Origin of the sequence: Streptomyces sp. Go-475 (assembly GCF_003330845.1) — a bacterium.
Lineage (GTDB): Bacteria > Actinomycetota > Actinomycetes > Streptomycetales > Streptomycetaceae > Streptomyces.
The window spans coordinates 3,585,143-3,604,115 of record NZ_CP026121.1; the positions used below are offsets into that span (position 1 = coordinate 3,585,143).

The 18,973-nt window shown below is 71.5% G+C and carries 19 protein-coding genes; 11 read left to right on the top strand and 8 right to left on the bottom strand.

Annotation, left to right across the window (positions count from 1 at the left end; genetic code table 11):
• Positions 1 to 94: 94 nt before the first annotated feature.
• From C1703_RS16340 to galU, 5 genes are read right to left on the bottom strand one after another with little or no spacing between them, the layout of a single operon-like run.
• A complete protein-coding gene (locus C1703_RS16340; protein ID WP_232840759.1) occupies positions 95 to 715 on the bottom strand; it encodes a GNAT family protein in 621 nt (206 codons plus the stop codon).
• A 23-nt stretch (positions 716 to 738) separates the two neighbouring features.
• On the bottom strand, positions 739 to 1,239 hold the full coding sequence (locus C1703_RS16345) for a MogA/MoaB family molybdenum cofactor biosynthesis protein (RefSeq protein WP_114253559.1): 501 nt from the start codon (positions 1,237 to 1,239) through the stop codon (positions 739 to 741).
• Positions 1,236 to 1,745 carry a cyclic pyranopterin monophosphate synthase MoaC gene (moaC, locus tag C1703_RS16350; protein ID WP_114253561.1) on the bottom strand — a complete coding sequence of 170 codons (510 nt, stop codon included), beginning with the start codon at positions 1,743 to 1,745 and terminating at the stop codon, positions 1,236 to 1,238. Before moaC ends, C1703_RS16345 begins: the two co-directional genes overlap by 4 nt.
• A 59-nt stretch (positions 1,746 to 1,804) precedes the next feature.
• A complete protein-coding gene (gene glp / locus C1703_RS16355; protein ID WP_114253563.1) occupies positions 1,805 to 3,145 on the bottom strand; it encodes a gephyrin-like molybdotransferase Glp in 1,341 nt (446 codons plus the stop codon).
• Between the two features lie 4 nt (positions 3,146 to 3,149).
• Positions 3,150 to 4,052, bottom strand: a complete 903-nt coding sequence (gene galU / locus C1703_RS16360; RefSeq protein WP_114253565.1) for a UTP--glucose-1-phosphate uridylyltransferase GalU — start codon at positions 4,050 to 4,052, stop codon at positions 3,150 to 3,152.
• A gap of 93 nt (positions 4,053 to 4,145) precedes the next feature.
• Here galU and C1703_RS16365 point away from each other — a divergent pair, with 93 nt between their 5' ends.
• A complete protein-coding gene (locus C1703_RS16365) occupies positions 4,146 to 4,769 on the top strand; it encodes a 5-formyltetrahydrofolate cyclo-ligase (RefSeq protein WP_198678188.1) in 624 nt (207 codons plus the stop codon).
• A gap of 58 nt (positions 4,770 to 4,827) precedes the next feature.
• Here C1703_RS16365 and C1703_RS16370 read toward each other — a convergent pair whose 3' ends face one another.
• On the bottom strand, positions 4,828 to 7,668 hold the full coding sequence (locus C1703_RS16370) for a penicillin acylase family protein (protein WP_114253567.1): 2,841 nt from the start codon (positions 7,666 to 7,668) through the stop codon (positions 4,828 to 4,830).
• 238 nt (positions 7,669 to 7,906) lie between these two features.
• Here C1703_RS16370 and C1703_RS16375 point away from each other — a divergent pair, with 238 nt between their 5' ends.
• From C1703_RS16375 to mscL, 6 genes are all read left to right on the top strand, one after another.
• Positions 7,907 to 9,436: a potassium/proton antiporter gene (locus C1703_RS16375; RefSeq protein WP_114253569.1), complete on the top strand. Its 1,530-nt coding sequence runs from the start codon at positions 7,907 to 7,909 to the stop codon at positions 9,434 to 9,436.
• A gap of 266 nt (positions 9,437 to 9,702) precedes the next feature.
• Positions 9,703 to 11,013 carry an MFS transporter gene (locus C1703_RS16385; RefSeq protein WP_269803205.1) on the top strand — a complete coding sequence of 437 codons (1,311 nt, stop codon included), beginning with the start codon at positions 9,703 to 9,705 and terminating at the stop codon, positions 11,011 to 11,013.
• Positions 11,014 to 11,080: 67 nt separating this feature from the next.
• Positions 11,081 to 11,395: an FmdB family zinc ribbon protein gene (locus C1703_RS16390; RefSeq protein WP_114253574.1), complete on the top strand. Its 315-nt coding sequence runs from the start codon at positions 11,081 to 11,083 to the stop codon at positions 11,393 to 11,395.
• Positions 11,396 to 11,472: 77 nt separating this feature from the next.
• On the top strand, positions 11,473 to 12,315 hold the full coding sequence (locus tag C1703_RS16395; protein ID WP_114253576.1) for an S-methyl-5'-thioadenosine phosphorylase: 843 nt from the start codon (positions 11,473 to 11,475) through the stop codon (positions 12,313 to 12,315).
• A 242-nt stretch (positions 12,316 to 12,557) separates the two neighbouring features.
• Positions 12,558 to 13,073: a hypothetical protein gene (locus C1703_RS16400; RefSeq protein ID WP_114253578.1), complete on the top strand. Its 516-nt coding sequence runs from the start codon at positions 12,558 to 12,560 to the stop codon at positions 13,071 to 13,073.
• Positions 13,074 to 13,283: 210 nt separating this feature from the next.
• Entirely contained in the window at positions 13,284 to 13,742 is a 459-nt protein-coding gene (gene mscL / locus C1703_RS16405; protein ID WP_114253580.1) for a large conductance mechanosensitive channel protein MscL, read from the top strand.
• Between the two features lie 37 nt (positions 13,743 to 13,779).
• Here the strand turns inward: mscL and C1703_RS16410 are convergent, their stop codons facing one another.
• A complete protein-coding gene (locus C1703_RS16410; protein ID WP_114253583.1) occupies positions 13,780 to 13,959 on the bottom strand; it encodes a hypothetical protein in 180 nt (59 codons plus the stop codon).
• Between the two features lie 56 nt (positions 13,960 to 14,015).
• Between C1703_RS16410 and C1703_RS16415 the strand changes: the two genes are divergently transcribed.
• The 4 genes from C1703_RS16415 (at position 14,016) to C1703_RS16430 (ending at position 18,698) form a co-directional block, all read left to right on the top strand.
• Positions 14,016 to 15,248 carry a low temperature requirement protein A gene (locus C1703_RS16415; protein ID WP_114257450.1) on the top strand — a complete coding sequence of 411 codons (1,233 nt, stop codon included), beginning with the start codon at positions 14,016 to 14,018 and terminating at the stop codon, positions 15,246 to 15,248.
• 99 nt (positions 15,249 to 15,347) lie between these two features.
• On the top strand, positions 15,348 to 16,388 hold the full coding sequence (locus C1703_RS16420; protein ID WP_114257449.1) for a P1 family peptidase: 1,041 nt from the start codon (positions 15,348 to 15,350) through the stop codon (positions 16,386 to 16,388).
• A gap of 165 nt (positions 16,389 to 16,553) precedes the next feature.
• Positions 16,554 to 17,771: an Ig-like domain-containing protein gene (locus C1703_RS16425; RefSeq protein ID WP_114253585.1), complete on the top strand. Its 1,218-nt coding sequence runs from the start codon at positions 16,554 to 16,556 to the stop codon at positions 17,769 to 17,771.
• Positions 17,772 to 17,951: 180 nt separating this feature from the next.
• Positions 17,952 to 18,698, top strand: a complete 747-nt coding sequence (locus tag C1703_RS16430) for a DUF6227 family protein (RefSeq protein ID WP_114253586.1) — start codon at positions 17,952 to 17,954, stop codon at positions 18,696 to 18,698.
• Between the two features lie 15 nt (positions 18,699 to 18,713).
• On the opposite strand, the gene C1703_RS38950 is transcribed toward C1703_RS16430, so the two are convergent.
• Positions 18,714 to 18,872, bottom strand: coding sequence for a hypothetical protein (locus tag C1703_RS38950; RefSeq protein ID WP_157993116.1), 159 nt, complete (start codon positions 18,870 to 18,872; stop codon positions 18,714 to 18,716).
• Between the last annotated feature and the right edge of the window lie 101 nt (positions 18,873 to 18,973).

Genomic DNA, 18,973 nt, shown 5'->3' on the forward strand with positions numbered 1-18,973 from the left:
AACTTTTTTTGTGATCGATGCGATCAGCAGACCGCCCGGGGCGGGAATTCATTGCCCCGAGACGGTCATCGGGCGATCAATTTCGAACATGTATTCAATTTCCGGGGTGGTGCCGGATTCCCGGATTACTCTCCGATCGTGCCCGGTGCCAGCGCCTCAGCAACCCGTCCGGCACCTCTTCCGCCGTCAGCGCGAAGACGAGGTGGTCGCGCCAGGCCCCGTCGATGTGGAGATAACGCGGTCTGAGCCCCTCCTGACGGAATCCGAGTTTCTCCACGACGCGGCGGCTGGGTCCGTTCTCCGGGCGAATGCAGACCTCGATGCGGTGCAGTCCGACCGTGCGGAAACAGTGGTCCACGACGAGCGCCACCGCCGTCGGCATCACCCCGCGCCCGGCCACCGCCTCGTCCACCCAGTAGCCGACGTGCCCGGAGCACATCGAGCCCCAGGTGATCCCGGCCACCGTCAACTGCCCCACCAGCCGCCCCTGGTACTCGATGACGAAGGGCAGCATCCGGCCCGCGTTCGCCTCCGACCTGAGGTGGCGGACCATCTGGCGGAAGGTCGGGCGGTGGGCGAGCGGCCCGCCGGGCGAGGGCGGCGGAATGGTCGCCTCCCAGGGGCGCAGCCAGTCGCGGTTGCGCCGGTTGACCTCACGCCACGCCCGCTGGTCGCGCAGCTTTATCGGCCTGAGGACGATGTCGCCGTCCACCAGCTCGACGGGCCAGGATGGGCTGTTCAGCTCGCACCCCCAGTGCCGGGTCTGGGGTGGTCGCCGCCGCGGAGCTGCTCGACGGCGTGGACCAGCAGCGGCTCCAGGACGGCCAGGCCGTCCTTCACACCGCCGCTGGAGCCGGGCAGGTTGACGATCAGCGTGCTTCCCGCCACTCCGGCCAGGCCCCGGGAGAGCGCCGCGGTCGGCACCTTCTCCCGGCCGAACGCCCGGATGGCCTCGGCGATGCCCGGCACCTCGTGGTCGATCACCCGGCGGGTCGCCTCCGGGGTGCGGTCGGTGGGCGAGATGCCCGTGCCGCCCGTGGTGACGATGACGTCGTAGCCGGTCTCGACACCGGCGCGCAGGGCCGCCTCCACGGGGTCGCCGTCGGGGACGACCTGCGGGCCGTCGACCTCGAAGCCGAAGCGCCCCAGGCCGTCGGCGATCAGCGGGCCGCCCTTGTCCTCGTAGATCCCGGCGGCGGCCCGGTTGGAGGCCGTGACGACGAGAGCGCGGTACGTCATGCCCGGCTCCAGTCGCCCGACTTGCCGCCCGTCTTCTCCTCCACCCGTACGTCCGTGATGACCGCTCCCTTGTCGACCGCCTTGACCATGTCGATCACGGTGAGCGCGGCGACGGAGACCGCGGTGAGGGCCTCCATCTCGACGCCCGTGCGGTCCGTCGTCTTGACGGTGGCCAGGATCTCCACGGCGTCGTCCGCGACCGACAGGTCCAGTTTCACACCGGACACCGACAACGGGTGACAGAGCGGGATCAGGTCCGGGGTGCGTTTGGCGCCCATGATCCCGGCGATCCGCGCGGTCGCGAGGGCGTCGCCCTTGGGGACGCCCTCGCCGCGCAGCAACTCGATCACGCGCGGCGAGACGAGGACGCGTCCGCTGGCGCGGGCGGTGCGCGCGGTCACGTCCTTGTCCGACACGTCGACCATGCGGGCCGCGCCGGCGTCGTCGAGGTGCGTCAGCCGGTCCTGCGTGGGGCCGTTCTGCGTGCGTGGGTCCTGCGTGCTCATGCTGTGTGGCGCTCCCGGTCCGGGCCTGCTGTGCGCGACACGGTACCCCCAACCAGCGCCTATCGGCCGAGCAGGACCACCTCGACCTCGGCGCCGGGCTCGACGGACTCGGTGTCCTCGGGGACGACGATCAGCGCGTCCGCGTGGGCGAGGGCCGCGACCAGGTGCGATCCGGCGCCGCCGACCGGGGTCACCCGGCCGTCCTCGTACGTGCCGCGCAGGAACTGGCGGCGGCCCTTCGGGGAGGTCAGCGCCTTGTCGGCGGCCAGGGTCGCCCGGGTCGTCGGCCGGTGGACGTCGTCGAGGCCCATGAGGGTGCGGATGGCGGGGCGGACGAACAGTTCGAAGGAGACGTACGACGACACCGGGTTGCCGGGCAGGGCCAGCAGCGGGGTGTGGTCGGGGCCGATGGAGCCGAAGCCCTGGGGCTTGCCGGGCTGCATGGCCAGCTTGCGGAACTCCACGCCGCTGCCCGGCTCGTCCTCGTCGCCGACGTGGGACAGGGCCTCCTTGACCACGTCGTACGCGCCGACGCTCACGCCGCCCGTGGTGACCATCAGGTCGGCGCGGACCAGCTGGTCCTCGATGGTGGAGCGCAGGGTCTCGGCGTCGTCGGCGACGGCGCCCACCCGGTAGGCGATGGCGCCGGCGTCACGGGCGGCGGCGGTGAGGGCGAAGCTGTTGGAGTCGTAGATCTGACCGGTGCGCAGTTCCGTGTCGGGCTGGACGAGTTCGCTGCCGGTGGAGAGCACCACCACGCGCGGGCGCGGGCGGACGCGGACCGTGCCGCGGCCGATCGCGGCGAGCAGGGCGATCTGGGGCGGGCCGAGGACCGTGCCGGCCGCCAGGGCGCGGTCGCCGGCCTTCACGTCGCTGCCCTTGGCGCGCACGTGCGCGCGGGCCTCGGCCGGGCGGTACACGTGCACCTGCCCGGTGGCGCCCTCGGGGCCGAGGCTGCGGGCGCGCATCCCGCGCACCGGGCCCTCGCCGAGCCCGCCGTCGGTCCACTCGACGGGCACGACCGTCTCGGCGCCGGGCGGCAGCGGGGCGCCGGTCATGATGCGGGCGGCCTGGCCGGGGCCCACCTGGAGCGGCTCGGCCTGGCCGGCGGCCACGTCCCCGACGACCTCCAGGGCCGCCGGGAACTCCTCGCTCGCGCCCGCGACGTCCGCGACCCGCACCGCGTAGCCGTCCATGGAGCTGTTGTCGAACGGCGGCAGGGACACCGGCACCGTGATGTCGTCGACCAGGACGCAGCCCTGGGCGTCGAGCAGGTGCAGTTCGATCGGCTCCAGGGGGCGGACGGTGGCGAGGATGTCCTCCAGGTGCTCGTCCACCGACCAGAGGTGGTCGGGGCCGAAGTGGTCCTGGCCGGTGACGCGGGGCGCGGCGCTGCTCAACGTGCTACATCTCCTCGGCTACGTAACTGCGAAGCCAGGTCCGGAAGTCCGGGCCCAGGTCTTCACGTTCGCACGCGAGTCGGACAATGGCACGCAGGTAGTCGCCGCGGTCGCCGGTGTCATAGCGGCGGCCCTTGAAGACCACGCCGTGCACCGGGCCGCCGATCTTCTCGTCCTCGGCGAGCTGCTGGAGGGCGTCGGTGAGCTGGATCTCGCCGCCGCGGCCCGGCTCGGTGCGGCGCAGTATGTCGAAGATGTGCGGGTCGAGGACGTAGCGGCCGATGACCGCGTAGTTGGACGGGGCGTCGGCCGGGTCGGGCTTCTCGACCAGGCCGCTGACCTTGACGACGTCGCTGTCCTCGGTGGTCTCCACGGCCGCGCAGCCGTAGAGGTGGATCTGCTCCGGGGCGACCTCCATGAGCGCGATGACGCTGCCGCCGCGCTGCTCCTGGACCTCGACCATGCGCTGGAGCAGGGGGTCGCGGGGGTCGATCAGGTCGTCGCCGAGGAGGACGGCGAAGGGCTCGTGGCCCACGTGCGGGGCGGCGCACAGCACGGCGTGGCCGAGGCCCTTGGGGTCGCCCTGGCGGACGTAGTGCATCGTCGCGAGGTCGCTGGACTCCTGCACCTTGGCGAGACGGCCGGCGTCGCCCTTCTTCTGGAGCGCCGACTCCAGCTCGTAGTTGCGGTCGAAGTGGTCCTCGAGGGGGCGCTTGTTGCGGCCCGTCACCATGAGGACGTCGTCGAGACCCGCGGCGACCGCCTCCTCGACCACGTACTGGATCGCCGGCTTGTCGACGACCGGCAGCATCTCCTTGGGAGTGGCTTTGGTGGCCGGCAGGAACCGGGTGCCGAGGCCTGCTGCGGGAATGACAGCCTTGCTGATCCGAGGGTGCGACTGAGTCATGCCCGCCACCCTATCCGGTGCCTTTGCATGGAATCTGCGGCTCCGGTTCATAGGCGCTCATATGAGCGTATTGCGACGGTACGGGAGCAACCATTGAGGCCTATCGCACGTCCGGGCGAGCCTGACAAGCGGAGTTTGCGGCGCGAGATCCTCGCGGTGAGGAACAGGTTGACGGCGGATGACCTGCGGGAAACCTCGGCCGCGCTGGCCGGGCGGGCCCTGGAGCTGCCCGAGTTGGCGCGGGCCGGCACGGTCGCCGCGTATGTCTCCGTGGGGAGTGAACCCGGGACGCTCGCGCTCCTGGACACCTTGCGCGCCCGGGGCGTGCGCGTGCTGCTGCCGGTCCTGCTGCCCGACAACGACCTGGACTGGGGCGAGTACACGGGCGAGGGCTCGCTGGCGCGCGTCCGGCACGGCGGCCGGATGGCCCTCTTCGAGCCCGCGGGCGAGCGCCTGGGCCCGGACGCCGTGACGACGGCCGACGCCGTGCTGCTGCCGGGTCTCGCGGTGGACGCGCGCGGGATGCGGCTGGGGCGGGGCGGCGGCTCCTACGACCGGGTCCTGGCGCGGCTGGAGCGGGCGGGGGCGCATCCCGCCCTGGTGGTGCTGCTGTACGACTCCGAGGTCGTCGAGCACGTCCCGGAGGAGCCGCACGACCGGCCGGTGCACGCGGTGGTGACGCCGTCGGGGGTGCGGCGGTTCCGGCAGGAGCCCTGACGCGGAACGGCCCTCCACGCGCGTGTGGAGGGCCGTTTCCGTGACCGGCGTCAGTGGCTCACGGTTTGAGCACCAGCTTGTCGGCCGTGCTGTCCTCGACCGCCCGGTCCGAGAAGGACCACGGCAGCAGTTCGCCGTCGGCCCACTTGTCGGTCTGGTCGACGTAGTGGGCGCTGTAGGCGTGCCCGGAGGCGCCGGAGAGGTTGATCCAGCGGGACTTGTCGAGGTCGCCGAGGTTCACCACCATCCGCATGGACGGCACCCACACCACCCCGTAGCCGCCGGCGGCGTTCCAGCCGGTCGCGTTGACCGTCGCCTCGCCGCCGCTGAGCTCCCAGGGGCCGCGGTTGAGCGCGTACTGGAGGAAGCCGGGGCCCTCGGTGCCGAGGGTCTGGTTCTTCAGGAACAGGCGGTGCAGCCGGCCCCAGGTCCAGGTGTCGATGTCCTTGCCGAGCTTGGCGGTCAGCTCCCAGCGGGCGTCGATCATCGCGCGCTTGAAGAGCTGGTCGCGGTTGACGGCGCCGGGGCGGGTGCCCGACTTGGGCGTCTTCCACCAGTCGCTGTCCGGCTGCTCCATCAGCTTGCGGACCACCTCGAACCACCGGTCGCCGCCGTCCGGCTGCGCCTGGTCGGGGTCGCGCTGACCGCACTCGCGGACCTTCTCCGCCTCGTCGGCGGGCCCGGTGGTGTTGACCGGCTCGACCCACAGGCACTGGCCCTTGACCCGCAGCTCCTTGGGGAGCTTGTTGCCGAAGGCGAGCTTGAGGATGTTGCGCCAGACGGCGTTGAAGTAGGCCGCGGCCGCCGAGTCGGCGTCCTGGGTGTAGTCCCAGCCCTCCAGGAGCTTCTGCGCCTCGCGGACGTCCTTGTCGCCGGTGTCGATCTTCAGCAGCGTGGGCACCAGCAGCCGGGCGATCTCACTGCTGTTGTCCAGCTGCATCTGGCGCATGTCGTCCGTGGAGATCTTGCCGCCGTCCTTGATCTTCGACTGGATCAGGTCGGTGATCCGCTGGCTGCGCGTGCCGTAACCCCAGTCCGTGGTGAGCGTGTAGGGGTACTTGTCCGGGTCGATCACGGCCTGGTTGGCGGTGACGATGTAGCCCCGCTCCGGGTTGTACTCGTAGGGCAGCGCGTCCTGCGGGATGTAGCCGGTCCAGCGGTACTTCGGGTCCCAGCCGGGCGCCGGGAGCGAGCCGTCGTCGCCCTCCGCGCGCGTGGGGATCTTCCCCGGCAGGGTGTAGCCGATGTTGTCCTCGGTGTCGGCGTAGACCAGGTTCTGCGAGGGCACGTCGAACAGGGCGGCGGCCTTGCGGAAGTCGGTCCAGTTCTTGGCCCTGTTCATGGCGAAGACGGCGTCCATGGTGGTGCCCGGCTGCAGGGCGGTCCAGCGCAGCGCGACGCCGTAGCCGTCGCCTCTGTCGGGTGCCGCGGTGTCGACGGTGGCCTTCTTGCCGACCTTCACGAGCTCCTCGTCGCGGTCGGACAGCAGGGGCCCGTTGTTGGTCTCACGCACGACGATCTTCTTCGGCTCACCGCCGGCGACCTTGATGGTCTCCTCGCGCGTCTCGAACGGCTTGACCTTGCCGTCGTAGAGGTAGCCGTCGCCGGTGATCTTCTCCAGGTAGAGGTCCGTGACGTCGACACCGGAGTTGGTCATGCCCCAGGCGATGTCCTGGTTGTGACCGATTATCACGCCGGGCATGCCGGCGAAGGTGTAGCCCGTGACGTCGTACTGGCAGGTGCTGGAGACGCTGCGGCAGTGCAGGCCCATCTGGTACCAGACCGACGGCAGCGAGGGCGACAGGTGCGGGTCGTTGGCCAGCAGCGGCTTGCCGGTGATGGTGTGGTCCCCGCTGACGACCCAGGAGTTGGAGCCGATGCCGTCGCCGTTCACGCCGACGGCCGGCGGGAGGTCGTCCAGGACCCGGGTGAGGCCGCCGAGCTGGCTGTCCAGGCCCGCGGTGCCCGAGGCCCCGGAGGCGGTGCCGCTCGTGCCGGACGCGCCGGAAGCGGTGCCCTGGGTGCCCGCGGCGCCGGTGGAGGTGCCGCCGGTCCCGCTCGTGCCGGACGTACCGGAGGTGCCCGACGTGCCCGACGCGCCGCTCGTGCCGCCCTGTTCGAACGCGCTCGTCAGCTCGTCGTACTGGCCCTCCTGCACGATCGCCTTGTTCCGGTCGTACGGGTACTGCGGGTACAGGTCGGCGATCTGCTTCGGGCCGAGGCGGCTGGTCAGCAGGGCGCGGTCGATCTCGTCCTGCATGTTGCCGCGCAGGTCCCAGGCCATCGCCTTCAGCCAGGAGACCGAGTCGACCGGCGTCCACGCCTGCGGCTTGTAGTCGTTGGTGAAGCCGAGCGCCGCGTACTCCAGGGAGATGTCCTTGCCGTCCTTGCCCTGGAGGTAGGCGTTGACTCCCTTGGAGTAGGCCTGGAGGTACTTCTTCGTGGCGTCCGACAGCTTGGTGTCGTACTCCTCCTTGGCGACCCGGTCCCAGCCCAGGGTGCGCAGGAACTCGTCGTTGTCGACCTGGCTCTTGCCGAACATCTCCGACAGGCGCCCGGCGGCCATGTGACGCCGTACGTCCATCTCGTAGAACCGGTCCTGCGCCTGGACGTAGCCCTGCGCCATGAACAGGTCCGCGTCCGAGGAGGCGTAGATCTGCGGGATGCCGTAGTTGTCGCGTTTGACCTCGACCGGTCCCGAGAGGCCCTTGAGCGTGAGGGTGCCCTTGGTCTGCGGGAAGGAGGCCCGGACGGTGCTGATGGACCAGTAGGCCCCGAAGGCGACGCCCCCGATGAGGGCCAGCACCAGGACGAGGACGATCAGGCGGGCTTTGCGCCCTTTTCTCCTGCCGGACTTGCCGGGCTGCTGACCCGTGGAGGCGGTGGTGTTCGGGGGCATCGCTGTCCTTGCTGTCCTAACGCGAGCGGCAGGTTCGGCTGTGCTTTTAACTGAGCGCTGGAGCAACGATAGGCGCAGGGCCTTGCGCCCCTTGACGCGGAGTCGGGAACCGGCACGGACGGACGTTCGATCTTGCCCTCCGAAGCGTCAAGAAATCGTCAAGAGTTAGGTAAGGTAACGAAGTAGTTGGCGCGGTGCGCCACAGCTTCATGTGCGATGTACGTGAGCCCACGCGCGGGTGCGCGCGGGCCAGGGAAGGATTCGGCCGCTGACTGTTCACCACCTCAACCAGCTCCTGCTCGTCTGCTCGCTCGTCCTGCTCGTCGCCGTCGCAGCGGTACGGATCTCCTCGCGCAGCGGGCTCCCCAGCCTGCTCGTCTATCTGGGCATAGGCGTCGCCATGGGCCAGGACGGCATCGGCGACATCCACTTCGACAACGCCGAGCTGACCCAGGTCATCGGGTACGCGGCCCTGGTCGTGATCCTGGCCGAGGGCGGCCTGGGCACGAAGTGGAAGGAGATCAAGCCGGCCCTGCCGTCCGCCACGGCGCTGGCGCTGGCCGGTGTCGCGGTGAGCGTGGGGATCACGGCGTCGGCCGCGCACTACCTGATCGGGCTGGAGTGGCGGCAGGCGCTCATCATCGGGGCGGTCGTCTCCTCGACCGACGCGGCGGCCGTGTTCTCCGTGCTGCGGAAGATCCCCCTGCCCGCGCGTGTGACGGGCACGCTGGAGGCGGAGTCCGGCTTCAACGACGCCCCGGTGGTCATCCTCGTGGTCTCGCTGTCCACGGCGGGCCCGGCCGAGCACTGGTACGTGCTGCTGGGCGTGATCCTGCTGGAGCTGGCGATCGGCGCGGCCATCGGTCTCGCGGTGGGCTGGCTGGGCGCCTGGGGGCTCCGGCACGTGGCGCTGCCCGCCTCCGGCCTCTACCCGATCGCCGTGATGGCGATCGCCGTGGTGGCGTACGCGGCGGGCGCGCTGGCCCACGGCAGCGGCTTCCTCGCGGTGTACCTCGCCGCGATGGTGATGGGCAACGCGCGGCTGCCGCACTGGCCGGCCACGCGCGGGTTCGCCGACGGGCTCGGCTGGATGGCCCAGATCGGCATGTTCGTCCTGCTCGGACTGCTGGTCACCCCGCACGAGCTGGGCGACGACATCGTGCCCGCGCTGGTCATCGGGCTGGTGCTGACCATGGTGGCGCGTCCGCTGAGCGTGGTGCTCTGCCTGACGCCGTTCCGGGTGCCGTGGCAGGAGCAGACCCTGATGTCCTGGGCGGGGCTGCGCGGGGCCGTGCCCATCATCCTGGCGACCATCCCCATGGTGGAGGGCGTCGACGCCAGCCGCCGGATCTTCAACATCGTCTTCGTCCTGGTCGTCGTCTACACCCTGGTCCAGGGGCCGACCCTGCCGTGGCTGGGCCGCAAGCTGCGCCTCGGCGACGGCTCGGAGGCCGCCGACCTCGGCATCGAGTCGGCCCCGCTGGAGCGGCTGCGCGGGCACCTGCTGTCCGTGGCGATCCCCCAGGAGTCGAAGATGCACGGCGTGGAGGTGGCCGAACTGCGCCTGCCGCACGGCGCCGCCGTGACGCTCATCGTGCGCGGCGGCGAGTCCTTCGTCCCGCTGCCGACGACGATATTGCAGCGGGGGGACGAGCTCCTCGTGGTCGCCACGGACCCCGTCCGGGACGCGACCGAGAGCCGGCTGCGGGCGGTCGGGCACGGCGGCAAGCTGGCCGGGTGGCTGGGCACGGACGGGGCGAGCCGCTGAGCAGCGTTGTGCGCTGTTTGTGTTTGTAAGGTGAGCGGGTTTCTGGTGCTCCCTTTCACAGGCGCACCAGCACTCGACCCCTGTACGATGAAGGCCTACCCAGATCGAACCACCTCTGCCTGACGCAGAGCTGGCGCGACCGTATGGCGGTCGGGTCGCCCCTCCTCACCGGGCCCCGGCATCTACCGCAGTTCCGCGCAAGAGGACAGCTCTCGGCGCCGCCCGCTCACCGGGCCGCGCTACCAGGCGGCAGAAAGGCACGGGCCGTGGCGTCCACGGTCACCTCGAAGAAGTCGAAGAACTCGATGACCTCGAAGAACTCGACGGCTTCCGCCCGCCCGGGATACGGCCGGCTGCTGCGCACCCGCGGCGCCTGGACGTTCCTGCTCCCCGGTTTCGCGGCGCGCCAGCCGTTCGCGATGCTGACGATCTCCATCGTGCTGCTCGTGCAGCACACCACCGGCTCCTACGGGGCTGCGGGCGCGGCCGCCGCCGTCACCGGCGTCTCCATGGCCCTGTTCGCGCCCTACAGCGGCCGTCTCGCCGACCGGTACGGCCAGCGCGCCGTGCTGATCCCCGGGGTGCTGCTGCACGCGCTGTCCGGGCTGACCCTGACCGCGCTCGCGCTGTTCGACGCCCCCTTGTGGGCCGTGTTCGTCGCGGCCGTCCCGACCGGCGCCTCGGTGCCGCAGATCGGGCCCATGGTGCGGGCCCGCTGGGGCGTCACACTCAAGGACTCGCCGCTGATGACCACCGCGGCGGCCTTCGAGTCCGTCACGGACGAGCTGACCTTCGTCGTCGGACCGCTACTGGCCACCGCCCTGTGCACGGCCGTCGACCCGGCCGCCGGCCTGGTGACGGAGGCCTCGCTGACCCTGATCGGCGGCCTTCTGTTCGCCGCGCAGAAGAACACCCAGCCCTCGGTGTCGGGCAGCGGGCACGCGCGCGTGGAGCGCGCTTCCGCGCTGCGCGTCCCCGGGGTGCGCGTCCTGATCGTGGTCTTCCTCGGCATCGGCTCCGTCTTCGGCGGGATGCAGGTCTCGCTGGCCGCGTTCACCGAGTCGATCGGCGAGCCGGGCCTGAACGGCGTCCTGTACGGCGTCTTCGCCGCGGGCAACATGCTCTCCGGCGTCGTCTGCGGCGCGATCGCCTGGAAGACGGCCCCGCAGCGGCGCCTGGTCGTCGGCTACACGGCGCTCGCCCTCACCGCGTCCGGCCTGTGGGCCGCCCACTCGGTGCTGGTCCTCGCCGGCCTCGGCCTCCTGGTCGGCATGTGCATCGCGCCCGCTCTGATCACCGGCTACACCCTGGTCGAGAGCCTGGTCCCGGCCGGCGCCCGCACCGAGGCCTTCACCTGGCTGACCGGAGCGGTGGCGCTGGGCCAGGCCGCCGCCGTCACGGTCGCCGGACAGTTGGAGGACCGCTTCTGGGACGGCGCCGGTTTCCTGGTGCCGATGGGCGGCACGGTGCTCGCCCTGGCGACCCTCCTGGCCCTGCGTTCCCGGCTGTCCCCGAAGGCCCAGGGGCGGACCGTCGCACGTGGCGTGGGTCACCGCGTCCCGGTGGCAGTGGACTGAACGGCCGGAATACGTCAAGATGGACCGTCGTTAGCACTCATCGAGTGAGAGTGCCAGGAGGAAGACAGTGCCCACCTACCAGTACCAGTGCACCGAGTGCGGCGAGGGCCTCGAGGCGGTGCAGAAGTTCACCGACGACGCCCTGACCGAGTGCCCCAGCTGCCAGGGCCGCCTGAAGAAGGTGTTCTCGGCGGTCGGCATTGTCTTCAAGGGCTCCGGCTTCTACCGGAACGACAGCCGCGGCTCCTCGTCGAGCAGCTCGCCGGCGCCGAAGTCGTCGAGTTCTTCCTCCTCGTCGTCCTCCTCCGACTCCGGCTCGTCGAGTTCGTCGAGCTCCTCGACGAGCTCCAGCAGCTCGGCCGGCAGCACCACCGCCGCGTAGACCCACCGCTTACGGGACCCTGTCGTCGTCCGGCGACGGGGTCCTCGGTGTCTGCGCGTGCGGTTAGGGTCGGGGGCATGGCGAACAAGGCGAACGCCGGGATCGGCGTGATCGGCGGCTCCGGCTTCTACTCCTTCCTCGACGACGTGACCGAGGTCCAGGTGGACACCCCCTACGGGCCGCCCAGCGACTCCCTCTTCCTCGGCGAGGTCGCCGGCCGGCGGGTCGCCTTCCTTCCCCGGCACGGACGGGGCCACCACCTGCCTCCGCACCGGATCAACTACCGGGCCAACCTGTGGGCGCTGCGGTCGGTCGGCGTGCGCCAGGTGCTCGCCCCCTGCGCGGTGGGCGGTCTGCGTCCCGAGTACGGGCCGGGCACGCTGCTGGTGCCGGACCAGCTGGTCGACCGCACGAAGTCCCGGGCGGGCACGTACTTCGACGGGCTGCCGCTGCCCGACGGGTCGGTGCCGAACGTGGTGCACGTGTCGCTGGCCGACCCCTACTGCCCCGCCGGGCGGGCCGTCGCGCTGAAGGCGGCGCGCGGCCGGGACTGGGAGCCGGTGGACGGCGGCACGCTGGTCGTGGTCGAGGGGCCGCGCTTCTCGACCCGTGCCGAATCGTTGTGGCACCAGGCGCAGGGCTGGTCGGTGGTGGGCATGACCGGCCATCCCGAGGCGGCGCTCGCCCGTGAGCTGGAGCTCTGCTACACGTCCCTGACCCTGGTCACCGACCTGGACGCGGGGGCCGAGACCGGGGAGGGCGTCTCGCACGACGAGGTGCTGCGGGTGTTCGCGGCGAACGTCGACCGCTTGCGGGGGGTGCTGTTCGACGCGGTGGCCGGGCTGCCGGAGGAGGACGAGAGGGGCTGTCTGTGCGTGAACGCGCTGGGTGGGATGGATCCGGGGTTCGCGTTGCCGTAGGCCGTTGCCGGACAGACTCGGCCGAGCCGGGCAAGGACCGGAAGTCGCCGTTCGGGTGAGGGAGTTGTCCACAGGGCGGCGGTACGTCCACAGGCCTGAGCGGGCGGGGCGGCGAAGCCTCATCGTGGGGAGCGCAAGCCGGTCCCTCGTCGCAGGTGGTGGTCTCCGTGTCCCTCGCTCGGTCCTCGTACGTGCCTTCGTCCCCCTCGTGGTCCGTCCCCGCCTGCCCGCCCGGGCCGGAGGTGCCCGCGACCCGCGAGGTGCCGCGATTCGACCCGGTACGGGTGGGCGGGCGCTGCCGGTCCGGCCGGCTGGTCCGGCACCGGCGCAGAGCGCTGGCCGTCGGGCTCGCGGTCACCGCGACCGCACTCGTGGCGGCCGGGCCGCGTGACGCCGAGGGAGCCCGCGGTCATCCCCGGCCCCGGCCGCCCGCGCACGCGGCCTCGGTGTCCGGGGAGCGGCCCGCGCCACCACGCCGCGCCGCTGGGGCGGTGACGGCCCCGGTCCGGATCGCCGACGCGGCCACGGTACGGCTGCTGCGGCCCGGGGACCGGGTCGACGTCATCGCCGCCGAGGAGACGGTGTCGGGCGGCGATGCCCGGGTGGTCGCGCGCGGCGCCAGGGTGACGAAGGTGCCGGAGCCCCTGGAGGGCGCGAGTGACGGCGGGGCGCTGGTCGTGCTGTCGGTCCCGCGCGCCACCGCCGCCCGGCTGGCCGGCGCGAGTGCCACGGCGCGCCTGGCGGTGACGCTGTGGTGAGGGGCGGGATGGCGATGGCTGTGGTGGCGATGTCTGCGGTGGTGAGGGGCGCGGTGGCGACGTCTGCGCCCGTGAGGGGCGCGGTCGTGGTGCGTGCGCCCTCGCCGAGGCCCGCGCTCGCGGGACCCAGGTGCTCGGTTCGGCGCAGCGTTGACGTAGGTTGCGGAGCGTTTTGTTCCACACGCTGCTCGTGCGAGGAGAGGCCCCGAGGTGAGCGAGAAGAAGGATCCGAGTGTCTGGGAGGGCTTCAAGGCCTTCCTGATGCGCGGGAACGTCGTCGATCTGGCGGTGGCGGTGGTGATCGGCGCCGCCTTCACCAACATCGTCAACGCCGTGGTGAAGGGCATCATCAACCCGGTCGTCGGCGCCATCGGCACCAAGAACCTCGACCACTACAGCTCCTGCCTCAGCTCTACCTGCGAGGGCGAGCAGGACATCCGGATCCTGTGGGGTTCCGTGCTCGGCGCCACGCTGAGCTTCGTGATCACCGCGGCGGTCGTCTACTTCCTGATGGTCCTGCCCATGGCGAAGTACCTGGCCCGGATGGAGGCCCGCCGGAAGGCCAAGGAGGGCACGCAGGAGGTCATCGAGGTGACCGAGCTGGAGGTGCTGAAGGAGATCCGGGACGCGCTGGTCGCCCAGCGTGGTTCGGGACACGACCGGCCGTAGCGCTGGCTGTAGTTCCGCGGGCGGCCGCGCGGCTGCTTCAGAGGTGGTGGGGCGGCTTCTCGTCGAGGAAGCGCCTGAGGTCGGCCGCGCCGCCGCCGGAGTCGGTGCGCTCGCCCCAGCCCCGGTCGGTGTCGTCGGAGGACTGCTGGTCGAGCGGGTCGTCGAAGACCAGCGCGGGCTTCGGCTCGCGCGGCTCGGAATCGGGAGCGGTGCTCATGCGTCCAGGGTACGGTCGCGGAGAAAAACCCCGCGCCTTCTGTTGTGCTGGGAATCATGACCTCCAGCACCACTCCCCCGCCCGCCCCCTCCGGCGCTTCCGACGGCCGGGGCCCCCTGCGCAGGCTCCGGGCCCGCGGCCGCGACGAGGCGCACCGGACGGCCTCGCCGCTGGAGCTCTTCTTCGACCTGTGCTTCGTCGTGGCCGTCGCCCAGGCGGGTGTCCAGCTGGTGCACTCCGTGGCCGAGGGACATGCCGGCCAGGGGATCCTCGACTACGCGATGGTGTTCTTCGCCCTGTGGTGGGCGTGGATGAACTTCACGTGGTTCGCCTCGGCGTACGACAACGACGACGTCCTCTACCGGGTCGTCACGCTGGTGCAGATCGCGGGTGTGCTGGTCCTCGCGGCGGGGGTCTCACGGGCGTTCGAAGCGCACGAGTTCCTCGTGGTCTGGCTGGGCTACGCGATCATGCGGCTCGCGCTGGTGGCGCAGTGGCTGCGGGCGGCCCGTTCGAGCGAGGGCCCGGAGCGTACGACGGCCCTGCGCTACGCGGGTGGGGTCCTGCTGTGCCAGGTCGGCTGGCTGGGGCTGCTGTTCCTGCCGGAGGGGGCCCGGCCCTGGTGGTTCCTGGTGATGGCGCTGCTGGAGATGTGCGTGCCGCCGTTCGCGGAGCGGGGATACACCACGGCCTGGCATCCGCGTCACATCGCCGAGCGGTACGGGCTGTTCACCATCATCGTGCTGGGCGAGACGATCGCGGCGGCCGCGATCGCGGTGAAGTCGGGCATCGACGAGAACGACGCGCTGGGCGAGCTCCTCCCCATCGCGGCGGGCGGTCTGCTGGTGATCTTCGCGGCGTGGTGGCTCTACTTCGTGGTGCCCGTCCACAGCCATCTGCGTTCCAACCGGCAGGCGTTCCTGTGGGGTTACGGGCACTACCTCGTCTTCGCCTCGGCGGCCGCGATCGGCGCCGGACTGGAGGTGGCGGTGGAGCAGACGGTCGGCGAGGCGCACATCTCCACGCTGGCGGCCTCGGCCGCCGTGACCCTGCCGACGGCCCTCTACCTGCTGACGTTGTGGGCTCTGCACTCGCGCCACTTCAAGGCGGGCTTCACCCAGCAGCTGGTGCTGCCGACGACAGCACTGCTGGTGATCTGCTGCACGTTCCTGGGTGACTGGGCGGTGTCGGCGGCGGGCGTGGTCTGCGCGCTGTCGGTGGCGGCGGGTGAGACGTCGGCCGTGCGCAGGGACGCGCGGGAGAGCGGACCGGCGACGCCGGCCGGGTGAGGGGCGCCGCGGCGGGTGAGGGGCGCCGCGGTGGTGGCCGACAGCGCCGAGCGGCTCGGTGCGCCCGCCGACGCGGGCGGCTGGACGAGACTGTGCGCCATGACAGTTGAGGCTCTGGTTGACGCTCTGACGGATGTCCCCGGCCTGCGCGTGGGGCACGCGACCCGCGCCGGTGACGGCTGGCTCACCGGCACCACGGTCGTGCTCGCCCCGGAGGGCGGCGCCGTGGCCGCGGTGGACGTGCGCGGCGGCGGTCCCGGCACGAAGGAGACGGACGCGCTCGATCCGCGGAACGTGGTGCGCAAGGTCGAGGCGGTCGTGCTGACCGGCGGCAGCGCGTACGGGCTGGACGCGGCGTCGGGGGTGATGGCCTGGCTGGAGGAACGGGGGCGCGGGATCCGGGTCGGGGCGGACCCGGCGCACGTGGTGCCGGTGGTGCCCGCCGCCTGCGTCTTCGACCTGGGGCGGGGCGGCGACTTCCGGGCCCGGCCGGACGCGGCCACCGGCCGGGCCGCGGTGGAGGCCGCCGCGGCGAGCGAGGCAGGCGCCCCGGTGGCGCAGGGATGCGTGGGTGCCGGCACAGGCGCGGTGGTCGGGGTGGTGAAGGGCGGCGTCGGCAGCGCGAGCACCGTGCTCGGCTCGGGGATCACGGTGGCGGCGCTGGTGGTGGCCAACGCGGCGGGGTCGGTGGTGGATCCGGAGACGGGGGTGCTGTACGGGGAGTTGTTCCAGGGGCGGGTGGAGTATCCGGAGGCGCGGGTCCACGAGGCGGCGCGGCGGCGCCTGGCCGAGACGGCCGCGCGGAGTGCTCCTCCCCCGCTCAACACCACGCTCGCGGTGGTCGCCACGGACGCGGACCTGACGAAGGCGCAGGCGCAGAAGCTGGCCGGTACGGCACATGACGGCATCGCCCGCGCGGTGCGTCCGGTGCACCTCCTCAACGACGGGGACACGGTGTTCGCCCTGGCGACGGGAGACCGCGCCCTGGACGCCGCGAACCCGCTCGCCCTCAACGAGGTCCTCGCCGCGGGCGCGGACGTCGTGACCCGGGCGATCGTGCGGGCCGTCCGGGCCGCCGGGTCGGTCGACGGGCCGGGTGGGACGTGGCCGTCGTACGGGGAGTTGTACGCGGGCCGCTGAACCGGCCCGCGGCGCACAGCGGATCCACAGCGGACCGGGACTTTGTCGCGGTTCTGTCACGTGACGGCGTTCACCGCGCACGGACGGAACCCGACCGGCCGCCCGTCCCCTCTTCCCTCACGTACTGGAGCGGATCACGCACAACACACGAACTGGGAGCAGCCCGTGACAACGCCGGACATTGCAGCGCGGCGCACACTGACGGCCTGTGCCGCCCTGATGGTCGGCGCCCTGACGCTCACCGCCTGCGGTGGCAGCGCCAACGCCAAGGACGACGAGAAGGGCGGCAAGGGCGCCGCCAAGACGTCCGTCGCGAAGATCGCCATCTCGGCGAAGGACGGTTCGACCGGCGCCTCCATCAACACGACCGGCGTGAAGGTCAGCGACGGGAAGCTGACCGACGTGAAGATGACGGTGGCGGACAGCGGGCAGGCCGTGCCGGGCTCGGTCTCCGCCGACGGCAAGGCGTGGAAGCCGAAGGAGCAGTTGGAGCGCGGCACGAAGTACCAGATATCGGCGACCGCGAAGGACGCGGACGGGCGGACGGCCGCGGCCAACTCGATCTTCACCACGGTGACGTCGGCGAACAGCTTCATCGGGACGTACACGCCGGACGACGGCACCACGGTCGGTGTGGGCATGCCGGTGTCGTTCACCTTCGACAAGGCCATCACCGACCGCAAGGCCGTGCAGTCGCACATCACGGTCGTCTCCAGCAGCGGGCAGAAGGTCGTGGGGCACTGGTTCAACGGGCAGCGGCTCGACTTCCGGCCCGAGGAGTACTGGAAGGCCGGCTCCAAGGTCACGATGAAGATCGACCTGGACGGCGTCGAGGGCGCGAACGGCGTCTACGGCGTGCAGAAGAAGACGGTCACCTTCACGGTCGGGCGTGCGCAGGTCTCCACGGTCGACGCGAAGACCCAGACCATGACGGTCGTGCGGGACGGCAGGACCATCAAGACGATCCCGATCTCGGCGGGCAGCCCGCAGCACACGACGTACAACGGGCAGATGGTGATCTCGGAGAAGTTCGTCCAGACCCGGATGAACAGCCAGACGGTCGGGCTGGGCGGTGAGTACGACATCCCGGACGTGCCGCACGCGATGCGCCTGACCACGTCCGGCACCTTCATCCACGGCAACTACTGGTACAACAAGGGCAACCCGCCCTTCGGCCGCCAGGGCACCAGCCACGGCTGCGTCGGCCTCGCGGACGTCCAGGGCGCCGGGGGCAACACGCCCGCCAAGTGGTTCTACGACAACTCCCTCATCGGGGACGTGGTGATCGTGAAGAACTCCCCCGACAAGACGGTGGCGCCGGACAACGGGCTCAACGGATGGAACATGGCGTGGAGCCAGTGGGTCGCGGGCAGCGCCTCCTGATCGACTCCAAGTACCGCCCCAAGTGGGGTTTCTGACGGACGGACCGGGCCGCGCGGGAACTTTTCGCGCGGCCCGCGCGTTTTCCCGGACGTACGTTTTCTCGGTTCCCGGACATGATGTCCGACCGAGGGGCTACGGTATGCACCCACAAGGTGACATGCAGCAACGCCGGGAGAAACCTTGAGCGTTCCGTACGAGACGGCAGCGTACGAACCCCACGACTCGCCCGAGTCTCCGGAGGAGCACCTCGCGCGACTCCTCGGCCGTGCCCTGAACTCCTTCGAGTTGCCGGACGAGACGATAAGGCTGCTGGACTGCGCGCTGGCGCACGACGGTTCGCTGCACTCCGCGCACCACAGCGCGGGCCTGCACCGCGAGACGTACCGGCACACCTGGCTGCTCGCCGACGGCTCGGCGCTCACCCTGTGGGAGCTCGTCCACAACACCGCGCCGGGCAGCGAGCCGCAGCACGAGGTGTACGTCGACGAGGAGGAGCTGCGCGCCGCCACCACGCGGCTGCCGCTGCCCCCGGACGCCCCGGACTTCGAACTGCCGGTGACGGTCCAGCTGTCCCCGGTCGCCACGCCGCGGCACGCCTACGCCCGGGACGACTCGGCGGACCACGCGCGCCGTTTACTGCGCCGGGCGGAGAACGCGGACCGGCCGGGCGCGGACACGGCGGCCCTGCTGGCCACGGCGTCCGGGCACCAGATCACCCAGGCCTTCGGCCGCCCGTGCCGCGCGGGCCGGGCGGGGCTGGGCTTCTCCCTCTACGAGCACGCGTTCCTGCTGCGTGACGGCGCGGAGATCTCCCTCTGGGAGGTCGAGCACACGGCGACGCCGGACGGGCGGCACATGTGCGAGGTGTACGCCAGCGAGGACGCGGCGCGCGAGGCGATGGAGCGGCGGGCGGCCCAGCTCTCCTGAGGCAGGCCCCAGACCCTAGACGTCTCTGTCGCCGAGCTGACGGACCAGCTCGTCGAAGGCGTCTCTCTCCTCGGAGGTCAGCTCCACGAACTCCGACCGGGGGCCCGACTGCCGCTGCTGCGGGAGGGCGGGGAGGGGGTGGCCTTCGGGCCATCGGGAGACGTGCTCGGGCATGCGCCCCAGTAGACACCACGGCCCGGGACTTCGGTCCCGGGCCGTGATTTTCGTGATCTATCTCGCAGGTGGCATGAACGGGTCACAGTGCCCCAAAGGGG